The organism is Bartonella sp. MR110HLJHH (assembly GCF_042194225.1).
In the GTDB taxonomy this organism is placed as follows: domain Bacteria; phylum Pseudomonadota; class Alphaproteobacteria; order Rhizobiales; family Rhizobiaceae; genus Bartonella; species Bartonella grahamii.
On the sequence record NZ_JBHIMQ010000001.1, the window covers coordinates 87,249 to 111,026 of the forward strand.

Below are 23,778 nucleotides of genomic sequence, written 5' to 3' on the forward strand. Positions count from 1 at the left end.
TTCAAAAAAAACGCTTTCATGAAAATGCTGCGCACCACGCAAGTTTTCTCTTTATTGTAAGAACAATAACGCCCACGACAAGAAGCAATTAAAAATTTATTTAATAATTTCTATCCTTTAAAAAAGCGTGATAAACACTGTTTACGCCCCCCATGAAAAGGCTGAAAACTATTATCATTTTTATTATAAGAGCGATAACGCGCACGGCAAGATTCAATATGTTGTTTAAGCATCCATGGCTCTTTTTTTTCTAATTTTTCCGAAGAAGACGTTAAAAACACTTTTTTAGCATCTGGTACAGCTTTTAATGATGCGCTTTTTGTGCTTAAGTGCGGTGACGTAACAAATGCCACTTCAGGATACCACCAATTATCACTATATTTACGATAACCACGCCGATAATGACGATAACCTTTAAAACCATTAAGTTCTCTACGCCCCGTAAAAATCAAAGGCACCGAACTATCTTGGACAGAAGTCTGAGTAACCAGTTTGGCTTTAGCATCACTCCTATTTTGCCCCCAATTAACAAGAGTAGTTGTTATAATGAAAAAACTGCTAACCAATACAAAAGCTAAAGCATAATATAATTTTTTTTTCATACTCATAACGCAAAACTCAAAATAATAAACAACAGTAATTACAGAAAGCCTTTCTCTTTCTAGACAGAAACAGATTCTTTTCTTAAGACTCTTTTTTCTTGAGACATTCTGTTACTCTTTGTACTAAACGTTGATCTTGGTAATAAGATCCTTCAAAAAAGAATGAATAAATGATGATAAAAACCCCCTACTACCTTATAGACAAATCGAAACTCATCAAAAACATGCAAACAATTTCTCGTTTACGGGAAATGTCTGGAGCTAAAATTTTACTTGCTTTGAAATGTTTTGCTACATGGAGTGTTTTTGATTTAATGTCCGAGTTCATGGATGGAACCACATCATCATCCCTTTATGAACTGCGTTTAGGAAGAGAAAAATTTGGCAAAGAAACACATGCCTATTCGGTTGCTTGGGCCGATCATGAAATTGATGAAGCCTGTAGCTATGCAGACAAAATTATCTTTAACTCAATCCAACAGCTTCAACGTTTTTCTAACGCTAGCAAAACCATCCTACGGGGTTTGAGGTTAAATCCAGGAATCAGCGCATCCAATTTTGATCTTGCCAATCCCTCCCGCCCTTTTAGCCGCTTAGGCGAAACCAATCAAAGCGCTATAAAAGAAGTTCTACCCCTCATAAATGGCCTAATGATCCACAACAATTGCGAAAATGCTGATTTTAATCTTTTTAACCAAATGCTGAATCACATGGAAGAAAAATTTGCAGAACTTTTCGCTGCGGTTGACTGGATAAGCCTTGGTGGCGGAATCCATTTTACAGCTGAAAATTATCCTTTAGAATCTTTCGCAAAACGTTTAAAACAATTTTCTAAAACCCATGGTGTTACTCTTTTTCTAGAACCAGGAGAAGCTGCTATCACCAAAAGCACCACATTAGAAGTCAGTGTTCTTGACACATTGTATAATGAAAAGAATCTTGCCATCGTTGACAGCTCAATTGAAGCACATATGCTTGATCTTCTCATTTATCGTGAAAATGCCAAATTAGAACCCAATCAAGGACCACACGAAATTATGATTTGTGGAAAATCTTGTCTTGCCGGCGATATTTTTGGAACATTTCAATTTCAAAAACCTCTTAAAATAGGCGATCGGCTGTCTTTTCAGGATGCAGCAGGTTATACAATGGTCAAGAAAAACTGGTTTAATGGCGTTACAATGCCTGCTATTGTTCTCAAAGAGTGCGATGGTACATTAACACTTCAACGCCAATTCAGCTATAACGACTATCAGGAAAGTCTTTCATAAAGATCAACCATAAAAACGTCATACAACAGTATTAAAAAGGAGATGAACCTACAATGAAAAAAAATGTTCTCATTATTGGTGCTGGAGGTGTTGCACAAGTTGTTGCACACAAATGTGCTCAAAACAACGATATTCTTGGTGAAATTCATATTGCTTCACGAACACTCAAAAAATGTGAAGCCATCATTGCTTCTATTAAAGAAAAAAACACAATGAAAGAACAGGGTGTTCTCAAAAGCCATTCGCTCAATGCCATGAATGTAGAAGAAACTATAAAGCTCATCCAAAAGACCAAATGCGAAATTGTCATTAATGTTGGTTCTGCCTTTCTTAATATGTCTGTTCTTTCAGCTTGTATTGAAACCAAATGCGCTTATATCGATACAGCGATCCATGAAGACCCCTTGAAAATTTGTGAAACACCTCCTTGGTATGGCAATTATGAATGGCCTCGGCGTCAAGAATGTGAAAAAGCTGGTATAACCGCTATTTTAGGAGCAGGTTTTGACCCAGGTGTAGTGAATGCCTATGCAGCATTAGCGCGCGATAATTATTTTGATAAAATCACAGATATTGATATTATTGATATTAATGCCGGAAATCATGGGCGTTGGTTTGCTACAAATTTTGATCCAGAAATTAACTTCCGTGAATTTACAGGACAAGTATGGTCATGGCAAAATAAAAAATGGACTTCCAATAAAATGTTTGAAATCAGCCATGAATGGGATCTCCCCGTTGTTGGAAAACAAAAAGCCTATATGACAGGGCATGATGAAATTCATTCATTATCGAAAAATCTCGATGTGGAGAATGTCCGTTTCTGGATGGGATTTAGTGAACGTTATATCACTGTTTTTACGGTTCTAAAAAACCTCGGACTCTTATCCGAACAACCGATTAAAACGGCGGAAGGTCAAGAAGTCGTGCCCTTGAAAGTCGTGAAAGCCGTCTTACCCGACCCTTCCTCTCTCGCCCCAGACTACACAGGAAAAACCTGTATCGGAGATCTTATTAAAGGCGAAAAAGATGGACACCTGCGAGAAATTTTTATCTATAATATAGCCGATCACAAACAAGCTTTTCATGAAACTGGAGCACAAGGCATTTCCTATACCGCTGGCGTACCAGCTGCTGCTACAGCCCTTCTCATTGCTACAGGCGAATGGGATGTTAAGACTATGGTCAATGTAGAGGAATTACCACCCCGCCCTTTCCTTAAATATCTTGATCGTATGGGGCTTCCCACTTTTATAAGAGAACAACAAGAGGATAAAAAATTAGAATTTTAAATTTATACCTATAGAAAGCATATGCTTGATTTTTTAAGTTATCAGAAAACTGCCCAATGAAAACAAACTTAATATTCTCATGTAATTATGGTTTTCAAAAAAATTTTAGTTATTCGTTATATTTTGGCAACATTACGATTTCTTAACAACCTTAAAGAAGAAACATATCATCTTTCTAAGACATAACAAGCAATGATCAAGAAAAACAGAGAAGCAAAAACTAATTTAATCACACTGTATAACTTGTCATTATCATCAAAAAGATAGTGTGATAAAGAAAAGATATAAAAATACCGCTCTTTTAAAAAAGAGTGGTATTTTGTAGAATATTCAATCCCTCCCCTCTTCATCTTAAATGACAAATATCCTTAACCCACACCAATCATTAAACAATTCAATTTCTTTGAGCGAATTCCTCTTGGCTTCTCTCTTCATATGATTCATTATCATATATAACACATTGATTTATAACAATAAATATCACTTTCAACTTGATTCATAACGCTGAATATTATAAGATTCTCTTATTACAAACTCCCTCACATTGAATCAATTAATATCTTTTTCCTGCACATCACAAACAAAGCGAGCGTGTGAGTAAAAATTTCTCTTATAAAAACTCTCAAATAATAAAGAGCTTTAGTAATATTGAGAACTGAAAAAGTGCATTATAATGTCAGCGTATACTTTTACTAAACATAAAGATGATGATGCACAAATAGGTCTTATAACAATTTGAATGAATTTTATATATTTCAAGAGGAACTTTACAGCTATACCATTCACGAGCACCATCGTGAAATAGGTTTGCGCATTTTGAGAGATGTGTTCTTAAAACAAAGCACGCAAATAGGCTCAGAACCCTATCCTAAATATTTTATAATAGTATAAAAACCACCCCATATGTAAAACTTTACATAAACCAAACAAACACCACCGCTCTAAACAATAATACACAACAGGATAATCAATAAAAACTACACAACTGAATTTTAAAACAATAATTATAGAAAAGCATACAACAAACGGAATATTTCAATACAATTGGTTGTATTCCTTTTTAAAGTTTTAAAATGTTGTTGTATGCTTCACAAATATTTTCTGCCTCCTATGACTTTTAAAATGTACTTTTTAAAAGCTTTTTAAATATGAAGTGGTTTAGCAAATGTTGCCAAAGCTGCCTCACGCACGGCTTCTGATAAGGTAGGATGTGCATGGCAACAACGCCCCAGATCTTCTGATGAACCACCAAATTCCATTAAAACTGCAATTTCATGGATCATTTCACCAGCACCAAATCCAAGAATATGCCCCCCTAATACCCGATCTGTTTTTTTATCAGAAAGGATTTTAACGAACCCATCACTCTTTTGCATTGCACGAGCACGACCATTAGCCATAAAAGGAAATTTGCCAACATTATATTCAATACCAGCAGTTTTTAGCTCTTCTTCTGTTCTTCCTACACTAGCAATTTCCGGCTGTGTATAAACAACACTAGGAATAACATCAAAATTAACATGCCCTTTTTGACCTGCCAAAATTTCTGCCACAGCAACGCCTTCTTCCTCTGCTTTATGCGCTAACATTGGCCCTTTTACGACATCACCAATCGCATAAATTCCTGGAACATTCGTCTGCCAATGGGCATCAATTGCAATAAATCCGCGTTCATCTAACTGAACACCAGCCTCCCCTAAGCCAAGCCCCTCCGTATACGGAGAACGTCCAGTAGCAATAAGCACAACATCAGCCTCTAAAGTTTCAGCTGCACCACCTTTGACGGCTTCAAAAGTCACCTGAGCAGTTGAGCCAGATTGTGTAACAGCTGTCACCTTTGTTCCCGTCTTATATTCTATCCCCTGTTTTTCCATTAATTTCTGAAATTGCCGTGAAACTTCACCATCCATTGAGCCCAAAATTTTATTAAGATACTCAATAATGGTAACTTTAGCACCTAAACGGCTCCAAACTGATCCAAGTTCTGAACCAATAACACCAGCACCCACTACAATCATATGCTCTGGTACTTTTTCAAGTGAAAGGGCTCCCGTAGAAGAAACAATAGTCTTTTCATCAATTTCAACATTCACACCTGGAATGCCTGAACTCTCTGAGCCCGTAGCAATAATAATATTTTTTGTTTCAATTGTTTGTTTATTACCATCTCTGGCAACAACTTCCACATGACCCGCACTCAAAATTTTAGCTGTCCCCAAAAAAGTATCAACTTTATTTTTTTTCATCAAAAAAGAAACGCCACTTGTATTGGCTGTCACCACAGCTTTCTTATGAACCATCATTTGTTCAAGATTAAGCTTAGATTTGCCAATAGAAATACCAAGTGTTTCAAAACCATGCTGGGTTTCAGAAAACACTTCTGAAGCATGCAACAACGCTTTAGAAGGAATACAACCAACGTTGAGACATGTTCCTCCTAATGTTGTACGCTTTTCAATAATCGCTACTTTAAGTCCTAGTTGTGCAGCCTTTATTGCTGCTACATAACCACCTGGACCCGCTCCGATCACAGCCACATCATAAGACATCCGTTTCTCCTTTCATCCTGAAAACTGTATTTTACAAATCAAGAACAAGGCGTTCCGGATCTTCTAAGCTTTCCTTAACACGCACAAGGAAAGTTACAGCTTCTTGCCCATCCACAATACGGTGATCATAAGAAAGCGCTAAATACATCATGGGGCGGATCACAACTTGGCCCTCAACAACCATTGCTCGCTCTTTAATCGCATGCATTCCCAAAATACCAGACTGTGGTGCATTCAAAATCGGTGTTGACATCAACGATCCATACACACCACCATTGGTAATGGTAAAAGTTCCGCCTTGCATATCAGAAACGGCTAATTTTCCATCACGCGCAAGACGCCCCAAACGACCAATCTCTTTTTCAATCTCTGCCAATGACATTTGATCTGCATCTCGCACTACTGGAACAACAAGCCCTTTATCCGTTCCAACAGCAATTCCAACATTGACATAGTTTTTGTAAACAATATCTGTCCCATCAATCTCGGCATTAACAGCAGGAAGTTCTTTTAATGCATGACAAACAGCTTTGGTAAAAAAGCCCATAAAACCAAGTTTAACACCATGTTTCTTTTCAAAAAGGTCCTTATAACGCTTGCGCAAATCCATCACCGCTGACATATCAACCTCATTAAATGTGGTTAACATTGCTGCTACATTTTGTGCATCTTTAAGACGGCGAGCAATTGTTTGACGCAATTTCGTCATACGAACCCGCTCTTCACGTGTTTCTTGGACAGGAGCTGCCGAAGAACTCGTCGCAGAAGAAGAGGGTGTAGAGGCATTTGTACTTTGTTTTAATCCACCAAGAACATCTTCTTTAAGAATTTGTCCACGTTTTCCAGAACCTGAAATATCGCTTTTTGCAACATTATTTTCAGCCATCAATTTTGCTGCTGAAGGAGAAGGAGGCATTGTACTGCTCGAAGCAGGCTTCTCTGATTCAGATGAAGCCGCTGGAACAAGTGTAGCAGAAGGTGAAGATGATTGGGAGACACCAGCTTCTCCAGCTTCCACCACTCCTAAAAGAGCATTTACTTCAACCGTATCGCCTTCTTTTGCAATGATTTCAGATAATTTTCCCGCAACAGGAGAAGGAACTTCAACGGTCACCTTATCAGTTTCTAATTCAACCAAAGGCTCATCCATAGCGACAGCTTCGCCAAGTTTTTTAAACCATTTGCCAATCGTTGCTTCGGTAACCGATTCGCCCAAAGTAGGAACACGAATTTCAGTAGTCATAATATTTTTCCATACATCAGAGTAGTAATAAATTAAGAACCTAACGCGTCTTTAAGAAACGCAGCCAGTTGTTCAAGGTGTTTCACCATTAACCCAGAGGCCGGTGACGCACTCGCAGGACGTCCTGCATAACGAGCACGTGAATATTGCGCATTAATATGCGTCAAAACCCATTCCAAATAAGGCTCAATAAATGACCAAGCCCCCATGTTTTTTGGTTCTTCTTGGCACCAAAAAACTTCCGCCTGCAAAAAGCGCGACAACACATTCACCAAAACTTTAGCAGGGAAAGGATAAAGTTGTTCAACACGAAGGAGGTAAACATCATCAATACCCTTTTTTTCACGTTCTTCATAAAGGTCGTAATAAACCTTACCAGTACAAAGAACGACACGGCGAATTTTATTATCTTTCTGCAACTTAATGACAGAATCTTTGAGACATTCTGCATCATCAAGCAACACACGACAGAAACTTGTTTCTGGCCCCATTTCATTGAGAAGAGAAACAGCGCGCTTATGACGTAAAAGTGATTTCGGTGTCATCAAAATCAATGGCTTACGGAAGTCACGCTTAATTTGTCGACGCAAAATATGAAAATAATTTGCAGGAGTTGTACAATTAGCAACCTGCATATTATCTTCCGCACAAAGTTGAAGAAACCGTTCTAAACGTGCAGAAGAATGCTCCGGCCCTTGCCCTTCAAAACCATGAGGCAATAAACACACAAGACCAGACATACGAAGCCACTTACGCTCTGCGGATGAAATAAATTGATCAAAAATGACCTGTGCACCATTAGAGAAATCACCAAATTGTGCTTCCCAAAGTGTTAATCCTCGTGGTTCAGCAAGAGAATATCCATATTCAAAACCAAGAACAGCTTCTTCAGAAAGCATAGAATTAACAACTTCATAAAGCGCTTGCCCCTTTTGTAAATGATTCAAAGGAATATAACGCGCCTCATTTTCTTGGTCATAAAGAACTGAATGACGTTGTGAAAAAGTTCCCCGTTCAACATCCTCACCGGAAAGACGAACCGGTGCTCCTTCCAAACAAAGAGAACCAAAAGCTAGAGCTTCAGCGGTTGCCCAGTCAACACCCTCACCGGTTTCGAAAATTTTAGCACGATTATTTAAAAAACGTTGAATGGTTTTGTGAACGTGAAAATCTGCCGGAATTTCGACAATTTTCTGACCAATTTCCTTTAAAATTTTTAATTCAACACCGGTTGTTCTAGAATGTTGTTCATCAGAACTACTAAAAGCTTTGAGTCCCGTCCAGCTTCCATCAAGCCAATCAGCTTTATTAGGCTTATAAGAAGCACTTGCTTCAAATTCACCTTCAAGCTTATCGCGCCATAATTTTTTTTGTTGCTCAATCTCTTCTAAAGAAATCACCCCTTCTGCTACCAATTGGTCACTATAAAGTTGAAGTGTTGTTTTATGATTACGAATTGCTTTATACATAAGCGGTTGCGTAAAGGAAGGCTCATCACCTTCATTATGCCCATAACGGCGATAACAAAACATATCAATAACCACCGGTTTATGGAAAATTTGGCGAAACTCTGTTGCTATTTTGGCAACAAAAACAACTGCCTCAGGATCATCACCATTCACATGGAAAATTGGTGCATCAATCATTTTTGCAACATCTGATGGATAAGGCGAAGAACGTGAAAAACGTGGAGATGTTGTAAAACCAATCTGATTATTGATAATAACATGAAGTGAGCCTGCAACACGATAACCTTTAAGACCTGAAAGACCAAAAGTTTCTTGGATAACGCCTTGTCCCGCAAAAGCAGCATCACCATGAATAAGCAATGGCATCACTTTTGAACGCTCACTTAATGAGAGTAAATCAGTATGTGCAAGTCCCATAAGTTGATCTTGTTTAGCACGTGCTTTTCCCATAACAACCGGATCAACAATCTCAAGATGAGATGGATTGGCCAACAGCGATAAATGAACTTTTTTACCATCAAATTCAAGATCAGCTGAAGTTCCCAAATGATATTTGACATCACCGGATCCCTCCACATCATCAGGCTTATAAGATCCCCCTTTGAATTCATGAAAGATAGCCCTATGCGGCTTGGCAAGAACTTGTGAAAGAACATTTAAACGACCACGATGTGCCATTCCTAAAATAACTTCCTGCACCCCTAAAGCACTACCACATTTGATAATCTGTTCAAGAGCGGGAATCAGCGCCTCACCACCATCGAGTCCAAAACGCTTTGTACCTTTATATTTAGTGTCTAAAAACTGTTCGAATCCTTCTGCCTGAATAAGCTTTTTCAGGATAGCTTTCTTGTCTTGTTGTGTGAAAGAAATTTTTTCATCTCGCCCTTCAATGCGTTCTTGAAGCCATGCTTTCTGAACCGGATCAGAAACATGCATATATTCCACACCGATTGTTGAGCAATATGTACGGTTGAGAATTTCAAGCATTTGTGGAATAGTTGCATATTCCAACCCTAAAACATTATCAATAAAAATGGGACGCTCGTAATCAGCTGGAGTAAAACCATAAGCTTCTGGAGAAAGTTCCTTATAATCTTCTTGTTTTTCGGCCAATTGAAGAGGGTCAAGCCGCGCACGAAGATGCCCCCGTGCTCGAAACGCACGAATCATCATAATTGCATGAACGGAATCACGTGTTGCACGAATAATATCTTGCTCACTGGAAGTTTTTCCCTTTTGTGCAGCACCTGTTATTGCTTTTTCCTTTAATTTATCACCAAGATATTTTTCAAGAGAAGACCAATCACCATCAAGAGCAGAAACCAATTCTCCATTTGCCTTTACTGGCCAATGATCACTTTGCCATGTTGCCCCTTCAGCATTTCTGAGAACATCTTCTTTATTATCATGAAGTCCTTCAAAAAAAGCACGCCACTGTGAATCAACACTGGTAGGATCTTTTTCATATTGAGCATAAAGTTGATCTATATAATCCGCATTGCCACCATAAAGAAATGATGTCTGTGCAAAAAGGCTATTTATTTCGTCCTGCCTTGCCATATACCTCTCCGGAACATCTATTCCGTCTCCTTATATCTCTTTTCGACCTTTAAATGCTTACAAAACAAGCAATGATTCAAACATTCAAAAAAGTTTTACCTTTTTATACTCAAGTTTTTTCACCTGAATCTAAGAACTTTTTCTTATTCAGGTGAAATTTTCTTTTAGCCCTTCAAAACTGACATCAAAGTCTTACCTATCTGTGATGGTGAAGGAGACACTCGAATCCCTGCTGATTCCATTGCCGCAATTTTATCTTCTGCTCCACCTTTACCACCAGAAATAACAGCACCAGCATGTCCCATTGTACGTCCTGGAGGAGCTGTACGGCCAGCAATAAAGCCAACAACTGGTTTTTTACGACCTTTTTTTGCTTCATCTTGCAGAAACTGTGCTGCTTCTTCTTCAGCAGAACCACCAATCTCCCCAATCATAACAATAGACTGAGTTTCATCATCCGCTAAAAACATTTCCAACACATCAATAAATTCAGTGCCCTTAACAGGGTCGCCACCAATCCCTATCGCAGTTGTTTGCCCGAGACCTTCCTGACTCGTTTGAAAAACGGCTTCATAAGTTAAAGTTCCCGACCTCGAAACAACCCCAACAGAACCTTTTCTAAAAATAGAACCAGGCATAATACCAATTTTACATTCATTTGGTGTAAGAATACCAGGACAATTAGGACCAATAAGACGAGACTTTGAGTTTTCTAATCGCGCCTTCACTTTAACCATATCCATAACGGGAATACCTTCCGTAATACAGATAATTAAACGAACTTCAGCTTCAATAGCCTCTATAATAGCTGCCGCAGCCCCTGCAGGAGGAACATAAATAACAGAAGCATCCGCGCCTGTTTTTTCCTTTGCTTCTGCAACATTAGCAAAGATAGGAAGAGTTTCGCCTTTTGAACCTTCCCATGTTTCTCCACCCTTTTTAGGATTAACACCCCCAACCATTTGCGTATCATGATAAGCAAGCGCCTGTTCTGTATGAAATGTTCCTGTTTTTCCTGTAAGCCCTTGAACTAGAACTTTTGTCTCTTTATTCACAAGAATCGACATAGCTTAAGCTCCCTTCACGGCTGCAACAATTTTTTGGGCAGCATCATCTAAATCATCAGCAGGAATAACATTCAAACCACTTTCATTAATAATTGCTTTACCCTGCTCAACATTAGTGCCTTCAAGACGAACAACTAAGGGAACCTTTAAACCAACCTCACGAACAGCAGCAACCACACCTTCAGCAATGACATCACAACGCATAATACCACCAAAAATGTTAACCAAAATGCCCTTAACATTTGGATCGGCCGTAATAATTTTAAAAGCAGCTGTCACCTTTTCTTTTGACGCTCCACCACCAACGTCAAGAAAATTTGCAGGCTCAGCTCCATAGAGTTTGATAATATCCATTGTTGCCATAGCAAGACCCGCACCATTAACCATGCAACCAATCGTACCCTCGAGAGCAACATAAGCAAGATCATGCTTTGATGCTTCAATTTCTTTTGGATCCTCTTCTGAAAGATCGCGTAATTCTAAAATATCTGGATGACGAAACAGAGCATTATTATCAAAAGAAACTTTTGCATCAAGAACACGTAAACGACCATCTTTCATCACAATAAGCGGATTGATTTCTAAAAGGCTCATATCTTTTTTACAAAATGCCTTATAGAGAATCGGAAAAAGCTTTTCACCATCTTCTCGCGCACTACTTTGTAGTTTCAATGCATCACAAAGTCTTGCACAATCAACCGAAGTAACACCCTCTACAGCATCAATGGGAAGCGTGAATATTTTTTCTGGTGTCTCTTCAGCAACCGTTTCAATATCCATTCCACCTTCTGTTGAAACAACAAAAGCAATTCGACCAACGCTACGATCAACCAAAAGTGAAAGATAAAGCTCCCTTTCAATATCAGCACCATCCTCAATGTAAAGACGATTGACCTGCTTACCCTCTGGACCCGTTTGTTTGGTTACCAAAGTTTTACCAAGCATTTCTTGAACATTTGCAACAACTTCTTCAACAGATTTTGCAAGCCGAACACCACCCTTTGCATCAGGACCAAGTTCTTTAAACTTACCCTTACCACGACCACCAGCGTGTATCTGACTTTTAACCACATAGAGAGGTCCGGGCAATTTTTCCGCCCATTTTTCAGCTTGCTCAACAGAATAAACAGCAACACCATTTGCAATTGGTGCTCCATATTCATGAAGCAGACGTTTGGCCTGATACTCATGGATATTCATGCATTTGTCCTTTTCTTTTATGGATCATTATTAATCCTAAAGTTTTAATATTCTAAATACTTAGTTTTAATGAATTAAATCTTGTTCAATTTACTTGAGACTAGGCACAAGAGCAATACAAGCTTCACAAAGCTTTTTAACTGCATTTACTGAATGATCAAAAGCACCTCTTTCTTCTTTATCAAGATCAATTTCAATGACTCGTTCAACACCACCTGCACCAATTACAACAGGAACACCAACGTAGGTATCATTAACCCCATATTCTCCTGAAAGATAAGCTGCAACAGGCACAACACGCTTAGTGTCCTTTAAATAGGCCTCAGCCATAGAAACAGCAGAAGCTGCTGGTGCATAATAAGCAGAACCTGTTTTTAACAAACCAACAATTTCTGCACCGCCATCACGGGTACGCTGGATAATTTGATCAATTCTTTCCTGTGTTGTCCAGCCCATCTTTATAAGATCAGGCAAAGAAATACCACCAACTGTTGAATAACGCACGAGAGGAACCATTGTATCACCGTGCCCCCCTAAAACAAACGCTGTCACATCTTTAATAGAGACCTTAAATTCCTCAGATAAGAAATGACGAAAACGCGCTGAATCAAGAACACCAGCCATACCAACCACTTTATGTGTAGGGAGACCTGAAAATTTCTGCAATGCCCACACCATTGCATCAAGGGGATTGGTAATACAAATAACAAATGCTGAAGAAGCGTATTTTTTAATTCCAGCTCCAACTTGTTCCATAACCTTTAAATTAATGCCCAAAAGTTCATCACGGCTCATACCAGGTTTTCGCGCAACGCCTGCTGTTACAATAACAACATCAGCACCTTCAATTGCTTCATAAGCATTAGCACCTTTTAGACTGATATCAAAACCATCAACGGGAGAAGATTCGGCGATATCTAGAGCCTTACCTTGTGGCACACCTTCTGCAATATCAAATAAGACCACATCAGCAAGCTCTTTAAGCCCAATAATATGTGCTAAAGTACCACCAATCATACCTGAACCAATGAGAGCTATTTTTTTCCGTGCCATTTTATTTTTTCCTAACTTTTAGATAATTCAGCGCACACCCATCAGCGTCCCTATACTGAATATTTTTGACTTCAACCATATTCAAACAATATCATAAAAAGGAGTAAAGAAATGAAATTTACAAATTTTTCTCCTTACAGAAACAACAACCCTCCGCTGAAACAACTATTAGAAAATTATCACGATGTATCGATAAAGTGAATTTTAAAAAAATACAACAGAATTATTACATTTCTTTAATTTCAAAGAGTTATTGTTTTTACAGTTTACGTAAAGGTAAAAGTATAATCAATGCTTCTTCTTCAAAAGAAAATGTTCTTCCCAAAGTTTTAAATAATCGTGGCTTTGCATTTCAAAAAGACGTGACTGTGTTCTTTGAAATTCAAATGTTTCCGTAATCTGCGCATGCCCTTTATACAAATCTCCCACCTCTGCCGCAGCCGACATAAATAACCGTATGTGGCGCTCATAAAGAATATCAATAAGCAAAATAAACCGTTTTGTTTCATTGCGACATGTATCATCCATGACCGGTACATTATCAATAAAAATCGTATGATAATTCTCCCCTAATACCAAATACTCAGCCGCTGCCAAAGGCTTTGCACATAAATCTCCATAATCAAAGCGTGCACATCCTGCACCAACCCGCGGAATAGGAATAAGGCGCCCTTTTATAGAAAGCTCATCAGATATCTCCTTATGTCCTTGCAATACAAGTGCCCATGCTTGATCCATGCATTCATCTGCTTTTTTCCCTAAAGGTGCTACATACACAGGCTGTAGATTTGATTTTTCAAGACGATAATCTGTTTTTGCATCAAGATTAACAACACGAACATATGCTTTCAAAACTTGAATAAAAGGCAAAAAGAGTTCACGATTTAAACCGTTATAATAAAGGTTATCCGGCGCCACATTTGAAGTCGCAATAAAGAAAATTCCTTTATCAAACAAAGCAGAAATAAGCCGCCCCAATACCATAGCATCAGCAATATCTGTTACACTAAACTCATCAAAACAAAGTACCTTTGCTTCTCGTGCAAGATCTTCAGCAACAGCTAAAATAGGATTATCTTGTTTAAACTTTTCACCCCCAGATGCTTGACGATAAAAATTAATACGCTCATGCACATCAGTCATAAAATCATTAAAATGAGCACGCTTTTTATGACCTTTAGGCAAACAAGAAAAGAACAAATCCATCAGCATGGTTTTGCCCCGTCCTACTTCACCAAAAACATACAACCCCTGAAAAGAACCTTTTTCATCCCCTTGTTTTACAACACAAGAGATATTTTGTTTTTTCCTCTTAAATATTCTATTAAAGAAAAAGCAAAATATCCAAGTCCAAGGACGAGAGATGTTTTGTTCCGCAATTTTTTTTAATAAATGGTCAAAATATTCTGTTATAGCTAATTGAGCGGGATCAAAACAAACCTCCCCTTTAGAGACAAGCTCTTTATAACGTGTTGAAACGAGAATCATCCAAATAACCTTTTTCAAACCGTTCTCAATGAAAAATACAAATACTTTTCACGAATCTGCCCGTCTAGCTTAGTTTTTCATAAACGATCAAAAATGATTTAACGACTTAAAACAACGGGATGATCATCAAGTGTACGTCCCTCAAAACGATCAACATTTGAAGAGTAGAGAGCAAGGATAACACGTCCAGAGTTATTATAAAAATATAATCTTTTTCCTTTAACAGCCCACGATCTCACTTGGGAAGCAATTCCTGGACAGTGTAAAGGACCAGCGCGGTACCCTTGTCCAAACTTTGTTTGCGGCGTTGCGATCCGACAAACTTTACCCCCCATAGAAAGATTCCATACACCAGCAACACTTGCAGGAAATAAATCAGTAGCATTACTTGGCAATTCGAGACTAGCCATTCGTCCATCACTCTGAGAATCTCCTTTTTCATACATCGAAGCGTTTGCTGCCTCAGATATCGACGAAGAAGTAGATGACAGATCAGACACTTCCAATGTTGTCATTTGTTGAGATGGATAAAAAACTTCTAATGCGTTACTACCGTCATTACTGTCAAACCGTGTTGTTGAACATCCCCCTAAAAGCATTACAGTTGATAGTGCAACGAAAAACGAAATTTTTGAAAACGACATATCTGTACTCTCTCCCACGACAATAAATAAGTTCACAAAAAAAATTAAGTGAATATTTGTTATAGTTACAAAGATAAATTAACAAATTAAAAAAAACAGGTTAAAATCACTTATTTTTAAACGAAATAATTTATGTACCCAATTTTATCTTTATTAAAGACTAGAAATTTATAAGATTTTCAGTCATATATTTCTTTATAAGTAATCATTAGAAATAGAGAAGTTTCATGAAAACGCCATTTAGCAAAATGGACGGTCTTGGAAATCAAATTATTGTTATTGATATGCGTGAAAGCACTCATGCTCTTACACTACAAGCAATCCTTGCTTTGTCAGCAGATCCCGAAATGCATTTTGATCAAATCATGGCTATCCACACACCAACCCAGAAAAAAGCCGACTTCCGCATAGAAATATGGAATGCCGACGGATCAATGGCTAAAGCTTGTGGCAATGGTACCCGCTGTGTCGTTGCATGGCTTAAAGATCACAATTTTGGTGAAAAATTTCGTTTAGAAACTCCCGCTGGAATTATTGAAGGGACATATCAAACCGATAATCTCATTTCTGTTGATATGGGATGCCCAAATTTCAATGCAAAAGAGATGCCTGTTTCACGTGAAATAGTTGATACCAATCACGTAGAAATTACGGCTGGTCCTCTAAAAGATGCTTGTCTCATATCCATTGGCAATCTCCATGCTATCTTTTTTGTTGAAAATGATATTCAACATATTCCATTAGAAAAATATGGACCAAAACTTGAACATGATCCCCTATTTCCCGAACAGTGCAATATTTCCATTGCTTGCATAACGTCAAAGAAAAGTCTAAATTTACGGACATGGGAGCGAGGAGCAGGATTAACACAAGCATGTGGAAGTGCTGCCTGTGCAAGTGCAGTGGCTGCTTATCGTCGTGGTCTTACACAACGCCATATTGATGTAAACTTACCAAAGGGAACACTTAATATTTTTTACCGAGAAGATGATCACGTTATTATGACAGGACCAATAAAATATCAATTTAGTGGTTTTTTAAGCCCTTTAACAGGGTGCTACAAAAAGGATCACTCCTGATGGCAATAGAAATTGTAACTTTTGGTTGTCGGCTTAATAGCTACGAATCGGAAATCATTCGCAAAGAAAGTACTTCTTCAGGGCTAGATCAGCTTAAAGATGGTGCTATTATCTTTAATACCTGTGCTGTCACTACCGAAGCCGTACGACAAGCAAAACAAGCTATCCGCAAAGCACGACGTGAAAATCCTCATGCACGTATCATTGTAACAGGGTGTGCAGCCCAAACAGAAGCACAAAATTTTGCCTCAATGACAGAAGTGGATCTCGTTTTAGGAAACGAAGATAAACTTCACGCCCATTCTTATCGTCAACTTCCTGATTTTGGTATTAACCATTCCGAAAAGGTGCGTGTCAATGATATTATGGAAGTACAAAAAATTGCTCCACATATGGTCAGTGCAATGCAAGAGCGCACCCGCGCTTTTGTACAGGTACAAAATGGATGTGATCATCGCTGTACATTTTGCATTATTCCTTATGGACGAGGACCATCTCGCTCTGTTCCCATGGGTGCTGTCATAGAACAAATTAAAAAGCTGATCGGTGAGGGTATCCAAGAAGTTGTCCTTACAGGTGTTGACCTTACAAGTTATGGCCACGATCTTCCTGGAAAAGCTACTCTAGGAAAATTAACTTCAGCAATTTTGCATCATGTCCCTGACTTAGCGCGATTACGCCTCTCATCTATTGACTCTATTGAAGCAGACGAAGAACTCATTAATCTTTTAGCTTATGAAACAAGGATCATGCCCCATTTGCATTTATCTTTGCAAGCAGGTGATAATATGATTTTAAAACGGATGAAACGGCGACACTTACGCGAACATGCCATTCAATTTTGCCAAGAGTTGCGTGCCAAACGTCCTACAATGGTTTATGGTGCCGACTTAATTGCTGGTTTTCCTACAGAAACAGAAGAGATGTTTCAAAACAGTCTTGTTTTAATCAAAGATTGTAATTTAACCCATCTCCATGTCTTCCCCTTTAGTCCAAGAGAAGGAACACCTGCCGCACGTATGCCACAAATCAACCGTAAAATAGTTAAGATGCGTGCTGAAAAATTACGTAAAGCAGGTGAAGAGGCTTACCAAAAGCATCTTGCTCATTTGCAAAACAGTCTACAAACAGTTCTCATTGAAAAAGATGAAATCGGACGAACAGAAGATTATACTCTTGTACAAGTTAAAGGTGCAAAAGCAGGAACAATTGTTCAAGCCCTTATCGTTGATCATGATGGCGATAAATTGATTGCTGTCCTTCCAAAATTAAACGCTGCTTGAGCAGGAAAATTCTTATGACGAAATCTTTTATTAAAAAAATATTCTCTTTTAACAAATCTCAAGAGCAGGAAATGAAACAACAGATTTCTATTCCTGATAAAAGCGATATAATGGAAGAAAATAAAGACAAAAATGAAAGGACAAAAAATAACCAAATCTCTATAGACACAGAAAAAGAAGAGCAAACAAAAAATCGAGAGTTAACACTTACAAAATATGATAAAAAATCTCCATTTCTAGAATCCCATTCTGATAAAATTCCTCTTTCTGGTAAAATTATTGTCACAGACAACATCCGTGAAAAAAAGAATGAAGAAATTTTATCTGAACCTTCTGTTGAACAAAAAAAGATAGCGTGGTTTGGGCGCCTTAAAAAAAGTCTATCTCTTTCTTCACAACGCCTAAGCGGATCAATTGGCGACCTCTTTGTTAAAAGAAAACTTGATGAAGATACATTGCAAGAGCTCGAAGATGTCCTTATCCAAGCTGATCTTGGAGTAGAAACGGCGACACGCATCACAAATACTTTAGCTTCCAGTCGTTACGGAAAAGATCTTTCCCCAGACGATATTCATACTATTGTAGCTGATGAGGTCAAAAAAGTTCTGGAACCTGTTGCAATTCCATTAGAGCTTGATCTCAGCTATAAACCTCATGTTATTTTGCTGGTAGGTGTAAATGGAACTGGAAAAACGACAACAATCGGAAAACTTGCAGCAAAATTAACAGCAGGGGGATTAAAAGTTATGCTTGCAGCTGGTGATACTTTCCGAGCCGCAGCTATTGAGCAATTGCATATTTGGGGTAAACGTACTGATTCTCCTGTTATTTCGACAAAATTGGGTGCAGATGCCGCCAGCTTAGCCTTTGATGCTTATGAAAAAGCAAAAAAAGCAAACAGCGATGTATTAATTATTGATACAGCAGGGCGTTTACAAAATAAATCTGAATTGATGGATGAGTTGGCAAAAATTATTCGTGTTTTAAAAAAACACACCCCCCAAGCACCCCATACAATCCTTCAAACGCTTGATGCAACTACCGGACAGAATGCACTCAACCAAGTGGAAATTTTCCGTGATATTGCTGGTGTTAATGGTTTAGTCATGACAAAGCTAGATGGAACCGCACGAGGAGGAATTCTTGTCGCTATAGCAGCAAAATATAAATTACCCGTTTATTTTATCGGTATAGGAGAAAATATTGAAGACCTTCAACCTTTTTCTGCTTCTGACTTTGCCGAAACTATCGCAGGAAAACATACATGAAACAGCCTTTATCTAACCCTAATTCACGCCATAATTCTGAAAAAAATATGAATAACAATAAGACCCCCCCTCTCTCACCAACCATAAAGTTTCTCTTAGAAATGGGTCCGTTGGTTGCCTTCTTTTTTGCCAATTATAAGGGAGAATGGTTAATAAAAAACATTGGATTTTTTCAAAATTTTAGTAAACCTATTTTCCCTGCAACAGCTATTTTTATGATAGCGATTATTATTTCTCTAAGCTTATCATGGATCCTTGCAAGACAAATTCCTATTATGCCTCTTCTTTCAGGAATCTTTGTTCTAGTCTTTGGATTTTTAACTCTTTGGCTTCACAACGATACTTTCATCAAAATGAAACCAACAATTATTAATAGCTTATTTGCGCTCATCCTTTTTGGTGGTATGTGTTTTAAAAAACCACTTTTACGTTATGCTCTTGATTCTACATTAAAACTTGATGATTTAGGCTGGCAAAAACTTACCTATCGTTGGGCATTCTTTTTCGTTTTTCTTGCCCTTTTGAATGAAATTATTTGGCGTAATTTTAGCGACAATTTTTGGACAAGTTTTAAAGTATTTGGCGTCATGCCCCTAACAGTCCTCTTTATGCTTACCCAAATGCCTATCATTATGAAACATTCAAAAGGACTTTTCACAGAAGAGGACAAATCTGATTCTTAAAAAAATTCACCACTATATATTATTCTATAGATTCATCACCAAACACTGTTCAGGAGAAAAACATGTTGATTGAACAGTTTATTTGTCGAAAAGATAACTTTGGTGTACTCATTCATGATGAAAAAAGTGGCTACACAGCTGCAATTGATGCTCCTGAAGGTGAAGCGATTCATGACGCCTTAAAACGCCGTAACTGGACACTTCAGACTATTTTTGTAACTCATCATCATCACGACCATGTAGAAGCATTGGAAGAATTAAAACAAGTATACAACGCTATGGTTATCGGACCAGAAGCAGAAAAAGAAAAGATTCACCATCTTGATCAAACACTTCAACCTGATGAAAAACTTCTCTTTGGTTCTCACCCACTTTTGGCTCTTTCAACACCTGGTCACACTTCGGGCGCATTATCTTATTATTTTCCTGAAGAAGGTTTACTCTTTGCTGGAGATACACTTTTCTCACTCGGTTGTGGACGCCTTTTCGAAGGAACACCTGCTCAAATGCTGAACTCTTTAAAAAAGCTTCGTCAACTTCCCGATAAGACACTTCTTTATTGCGGTCATGAATATACCAAAAACAATGCTCTTTTCGCGTTAACACTTGATCCACATAATCAGAAACTTCGTCAAAGAGTAGAAGAAGTTTTTTTGCTACATGCAAAAAATACTATGACTTTACCAGTAACCTTAGGGCAAGAAAAAGCTACCAATCCCTTTCTCCGCTGGGATGACAGTACACTGCGAAGAAGCCTTGCAATGGAAGAAGAAACAGATGAAAACGTCTTTGCTGAAATTCGAAGAAGAAAGGATAATTTTTAACCATGTTTAAGCTCGTGTTACATTTTTTTTTCCTTTTTCTTTTTGTAATACATACTCAACTAACAATGGCAAAGGAAATAGACAATCAATTTAATTTCCAGCATTTCATTGAAAATTACACCCTAACTGAAGACTTTCTTTTAAAAATGGAACAAATTGGAAAGGAATATGAAAATTTACTGCCAGAGTTAAAAACATCTAATACCCCATATAACAGTAGTATTAAAGAATTTACCGCTTATATTTTTGATCAACCAAAATTAATGAGTATTTTAAAAAACAATAACATCACACCTAAAGATTTTGCTGTTGGTTGCAATATGTTTGAAGGAATATTGATGGCGCTTAGCTGGGGTTTTGAATTTGATGAAAAAAAAAACTGTGTTTTTAAGCAATTTGGAATTTGGTAAAAAACATATGTATAGAATATTGGCTGTTGAAAGCAAAATTTGTAACCCAACAAAGAAAAAGGAAACAGCCAATAAATTCAATTTCCCGCATGTCATCGCAAATTACATCTTAACGGAAGATTTGCTTTTTAAAATGGAACAAATTAATAAAGAAGAGTGTGAAAACTCACCACCAGAATCAAAAGTATCCAATACTGAAAAAGCATCTGATATTGAAATTGAACACGATGACAGTATTGAAAGATTAGTAGCTTCTATTTCTAATCAACCAAAATTAATGAATATTTTAAGAAAAAATAATATCACACCTAAAGATTTTGTTATAGGTCGCCTCGCCATTCAAGCAACATTAACAATGCTGTTATTTCCTCTTGAAGTTCTCAAAAAAGATGAGATTTCTTTTGATAAAAAAAATGCTGTAGTTTCAGATAATTTGGAATTTGGTAAAAAATATATGTATAGAATGCTTGTTGCTTTAAGAGGGCGTTGTAAATAGAATTCATGCTACTTTGAACAAATGATTAACTTCGCAAACGGAAAAGTCTTCACTGAAATTTGGAAAAGAAAGGATAAATTTTGATCATGTTTAAATTGGCATTGTGTTTGTTTTTTCTTTTCTCTTTTTTAACATATATTCAAATAACAATGGCAAAGGGAACAAACAATCTATTTGTTCTCTCCCTAGCAGCCATCCAAATATCACTGTAAATTATCCTTTAACAGAATATTTCCTCTTAAAAATAGAATAACTAAAACAAAGAAATTGAGGATTTACCTCCAGAGCCAGAGGTATCCAATACCGGAAATGATAACAGCATTAAAAGACTCATTGCTTCTATTTTTTCTAGATCAAAACTAACAGATCTTTTAAGAAAACATAATCTCTCACCTAAAGATTACATTATTGATCTCATGACTCTTCAAGCAACTTTGCTGCAATAATAGCCTTTGAAGATAAAGAAATCCTCTTCAATGAAAAAATACTATATCTTCAGATGATTTAAATTTCGATCAAAAATATATCGATAGAATTCGTACTATTTTAGACAATTAACTAGTTTTGCAAACGCCGGCAAATATCATCTAATTGTTCTAGTGAAGAGTAGCGTATTTTTAAATCACCACCTTTTTTGCCATGCCGAATAGTCACTTTCATTCCGATAACATCTGCAAGTAATTTTTCTAAAGATTTTGTTTCTGTATCTTTCTCAACAGCAGTTCGTTTTTTGACTTTTGGATTTGCTTGTTCATACGCAAGTATTTCCGTTTGGCGCACAGAAAGCCCTTCGCGAATAATTTTTTCGGCTAAATCCTGTGGATTCTCAACAGTGATAAGACAGCGTGCATGACCAGCGGAAAGTTGTCCATCGGTTAAGAATTGTTGTACTTTTGGTGGAAGTTTTAACAAACGAAGCGTATTAGCAACATGACTGCGACTTTTTCCAATAACTTGCGCTAAATCTGCCTGCGTATATCCATGCTCATTCAGCAAAATTTCATATCCCATTGCTTCTTCGATAGGATTAAGATCGGCACGTTGAACATTTTCAATAATTGCCAATTCCAAAGCCGTTTTATCATCTACATCGCGAACAATAACAGGTAATTTATTTAAATTAGCTCGCTGTGCAGCACGCCAACGCCGTTCGCCAGCAATTAATTCAAAACGATGAGGATGATCACGTGATGGTCTTACAATAACAGGTTGAACAACACCGTGCTGGCGAATTGATTGTGCTAAATTATCAAGTTCTGAATCGGTAAAATGGCGTCGCGGATTATGTGGATTGCACGAAATAGATTCAAGTGGAACAAATCGTTCAGAAACAGGAGAAGCTGTATCGGACTCTGTAAATTTGTCAGTATTTGATGAACGTGTAAGATCGCTGTTTAAACTGATATCCCCAATTAATGCCGCTAATCCACGACCCAGCCTTTTTTTTGATTGATCATCATTCATAATTTTGCTCTTTAAATTTTTAGTTGATTTTTTTAAGCAGCAGCACGCGCTTGTTTTTCACGTTGAATCATTTCTGATGCTAGACGCAAATAAGCTTGGCTCCCAGCACATTTGAGATCATAAAGCAATACAGGTTTTCCAAAAGAGGGCGCTTCTGATACTCTTACATTTCGTGGAATAACAGTACGATAAACCTTATCTCCCATAAAAGAACGTACATCTTCAACAACTTGATTTGAAAGATTATTACGTCCATCATACATTGTTAGAACGATACCTTGGATTTCTAAAGATGGATTAAGTACGGATCGCACTTGTTTTACTGTTTCAAGTAATTGACTTAAACCTTCAAGTGCTAAAAATTCACACTGCATAGGCACTAAAACAGAATCCGCAGCCCCCATAGCATTAAGTGTTAAAAGATTAAGGGAGGGAGGACAATCAATTAAAATATAATTGAATTTTTTTTCCATTTCCGGATCATCATAGAAAGCTTTACGTAAGCGTTGTATGCGATCTTGTGATGAAGAAATTTCCATTTCCACACCTAAAAGATCAAGTGTAGAGGGAACTATATAAAGATTAGGTACTGCTGTTTTTAAAGCCGCTTGTGTAATTGAAACTCCCGAAACTAAAACATCATAAGAAGATAAAGGACGGTTATTACGATCAATCCCTAAACCTGTACTAGCATTACCTTGTGGATCAACATCCATAATAAGGACATTTTCACCAATAGCCGCTAAAGCTGTTGCAAGATTAATTGCTGTGGTTGTTTTTCCGACTCCACCCTTTTGGTTTGCAATAGCGATAATTCGTGTTTCGCTCAT

Annotated in this window: 20 protein-coding genes; 9 read left to right on the top strand and 11 right to left on the bottom strand. The window is 37.6% G+C overall.

The window, feature by feature from the left end:
- Positions 1-110: 110 nt before the first annotated feature.
- A complete protein-coding gene (locus tag ACFIKB_RS00385) occupies positions 111-608 on the bottom strand; it encodes a BA14K family protein (RefSeq protein ID WP_375644339.1) in 498 nt (165 codons plus the stop codon).
- A gap of 167 nt (positions 609-775) precedes the next feature.
- Here ACFIKB_RS00385 and ACFIKB_RS00390 point away from each other — a divergent pair, with 167 nt between their 5' ends.
- Positions 776-1,873, top strand: a complete 1,098-nt coding sequence (locus ACFIKB_RS00390; RefSeq protein ID WP_375644418.1) for a carboxynorspermidine decarboxylase — start codon at positions 776-778, stop codon at positions 1,871-1,873.
- 53 nt (positions 1,874-1,926) lie between these two features.
- Positions 1,927-3,165 (top strand): saccharopine dehydrogenase NADP-binding domain-containing protein, encoded by a 1,239-nt coding sequence (locus ACFIKB_RS00395; protein WP_375652540.1) that lies wholly within the window; start codon positions 1,927-1,929, stop codon positions 3,163-3,165.
- A gap of 1,142 nt (positions 3,166-4,307) precedes the next feature.
- On the opposite strand, the gene lpdA is transcribed toward ACFIKB_RS00395, so the two are convergent.
- From lpdA to ACFIKB_RS00435, 8 genes are all read right to left on the bottom strand, one after another.
- Positions 4,308-5,714 carry a dihydrolipoyl dehydrogenase gene (gene lpdA, locus ACFIKB_RS00400; protein ID WP_015857101.1) on the bottom strand — a complete coding sequence of 469 codons (1,407 nt, stop codon included), beginning with the start codon at positions 5,712-5,714 and terminating at the stop codon, positions 4,308-4,310.
- 31 nt (positions 5,715-5,745) lie between these two features.
- A complete protein-coding gene (gene odhB, locus ACFIKB_RS00405) occupies positions 5,746-6,957 on the bottom strand; it encodes a 2-oxoglutarate dehydrogenase complex dihydrolipoyllysine-residue succinyltransferase (RefSeq protein ID WP_375644341.1) in 1,212 nt (403 codons plus the stop codon).
- A gap of 32 nt (positions 6,958-6,989) precedes the next feature.
- Positions 6,990-9,989 carry a 2-oxoglutarate dehydrogenase E1 component gene (locus ACFIKB_RS00410; RefSeq protein ID WP_375652541.1) on the bottom strand — a complete coding sequence of 1,000 codons (3,000 nt, stop codon included), beginning with the start codon at positions 9,987-9,989 and terminating at the stop codon, positions 6,990-6,992.
- Between the two features lie 164 nt (positions 9,990-10,153).
- Positions 10,154-11,056 carry a succinate--CoA ligase subunit alpha gene (gene sucD / locus ACFIKB_RS00415; RefSeq protein ID WP_375635345.1) on the bottom strand — a complete coding sequence of 301 codons (903 nt, stop codon included), beginning with the start codon at positions 11,054-11,056 and terminating at the stop codon, positions 10,154-10,156.
- A 3-nt stretch (positions 11,057-11,059) separates the two neighbouring features.
- Positions 11,060-12,256: an ADP-forming succinate--CoA ligase subunit beta gene (gene sucC, locus ACFIKB_RS00420; protein ID WP_375635346.1), complete on the bottom strand. Its 1,197-nt coding sequence runs from the start codon at positions 12,254-12,256 to the stop codon at positions 11,060-11,062.
- Positions 12,257-12,346: 90 nt separating this feature from the next.
- Positions 12,347-13,309, bottom strand: coding sequence for a malate dehydrogenase (gene mdh, locus ACFIKB_RS00425; protein WP_375635347.1), 963 nt, complete (start codon positions 13,307-13,309; stop codon positions 12,347-12,349).
- 288 nt (positions 13,310-13,597) lie between these two features.
- A complete protein-coding gene (gene zapE / locus ACFIKB_RS00430; protein WP_375635470.1) occupies positions 13,598-14,797 on the bottom strand; it encodes a cell division protein ZapE in 1,200 nt (399 codons plus the stop codon).
- A gap of 98 nt (positions 14,798-14,895) precedes the next feature.
- Complete coding sequence (locus ACFIKB_RS00435) at positions 14,896-15,441, bottom strand: AprI/Inh family metalloprotease inhibitor (protein ID WP_015857108.1); 546 nt, start codon at positions 15,439-15,441, stop codon at positions 14,896-14,898.
- Between the two features lie 227 nt (positions 15,442-15,668).
- Here ACFIKB_RS00435 and dapF point away from each other — a divergent pair, with 227 nt between their 5' ends.
- From dapF to ACFIKB_RS00470, 7 genes are all read left to right on the top strand, one after another.
- On the top strand, positions 15,669-16,520 hold the full coding sequence (gene dapF, locus ACFIKB_RS00440; protein ID WP_375635348.1) for a diaminopimelate epimerase: 852 nt from the start codon (positions 15,669-15,671) through the stop codon (positions 16,518-16,520).
- Positions 16,520-17,803: a tRNA (N(6)-L-threonylcarbamoyladenosine(37)-C(2))-methylthiotransferase MtaB gene (gene mtaB / locus ACFIKB_RS00445; RefSeq protein ID WP_375644345.1), complete on the top strand. Its 1,284-nt coding sequence runs from the start codon at positions 16,520-16,522 to the stop codon at positions 17,801-17,803. Before dapF ends, mtaB begins: the two co-directional genes overlap by 1 nt.
- 14 nt (positions 17,804-17,817) lie before the next feature.
- On the top strand, positions 17,818-19,071 hold the full coding sequence (gene ftsY, locus ACFIKB_RS00450; RefSeq protein ID WP_375652543.1) for a signal recognition particle-docking protein FtsY: 1,254 nt from the start codon (positions 17,818-17,820) through the stop codon (positions 19,069-19,071).
- A complete protein-coding gene (locus ACFIKB_RS00455; protein WP_375652544.1) occupies positions 19,068-19,754 on the top strand; it encodes a septation protein A in 687 nt (228 codons plus the stop codon). Before ftsY ends, ACFIKB_RS00455 begins: the two co-directional genes overlap by 4 nt.
- 62 nt (positions 19,755-19,816) lie before the next feature.
- On the top strand, positions 19,817-20,578 hold the full coding sequence (gene gloB, locus ACFIKB_RS00460) for a hydroxyacylglutathione hydrolase (RefSeq protein ID WP_375644346.1): 762 nt from the start codon (positions 19,817-19,819) through the stop codon (positions 20,576-20,578).
- Between the two features lie 65 nt (positions 20,579-20,643).
- Complete coding sequence (locus ACFIKB_RS00465) at positions 20,644-20,988, top strand: hypothetical protein (RefSeq protein ID WP_375652545.1); 345 nt, start codon at positions 20,644-20,646, stop codon at positions 20,986-20,988.
- Positions 20,945-21,484 (top strand): hypothetical protein, encoded by a 540-nt coding sequence (locus ACFIKB_RS00470; RefSeq protein WP_375652547.1) that lies wholly within the window; start codon positions 20,945-20,947, stop codon positions 21,482-21,484. The genes ACFIKB_RS00465 and ACFIKB_RS00470 overlap by 44 nt, the downstream gene beginning before the upstream one ends.
- 558 nt (positions 21,485-22,042) lie before the next feature.
- Here ACFIKB_RS00470 and ACFIKB_RS00475 read toward each other — a convergent pair.
- Positions 22,043-22,948, bottom strand: a complete 906-nt coding sequence (locus ACFIKB_RS00475) for a ParB/RepB/Spo0J family partition protein (RefSeq protein WP_375635354.1) — start codon at positions 22,946-22,948, stop codon at positions 22,043-22,045.
- A gap of 32 nt (positions 22,949-22,980) precedes the next feature.
- Positions 22,981-23,778: a ParA family protein gene (locus tag ACFIKB_RS00480; RefSeq protein ID WP_375644349.1), complete on the bottom strand. Its 798-nt coding sequence runs from the start codon at positions 23,776-23,778 to the stop codon at positions 22,981-22,983.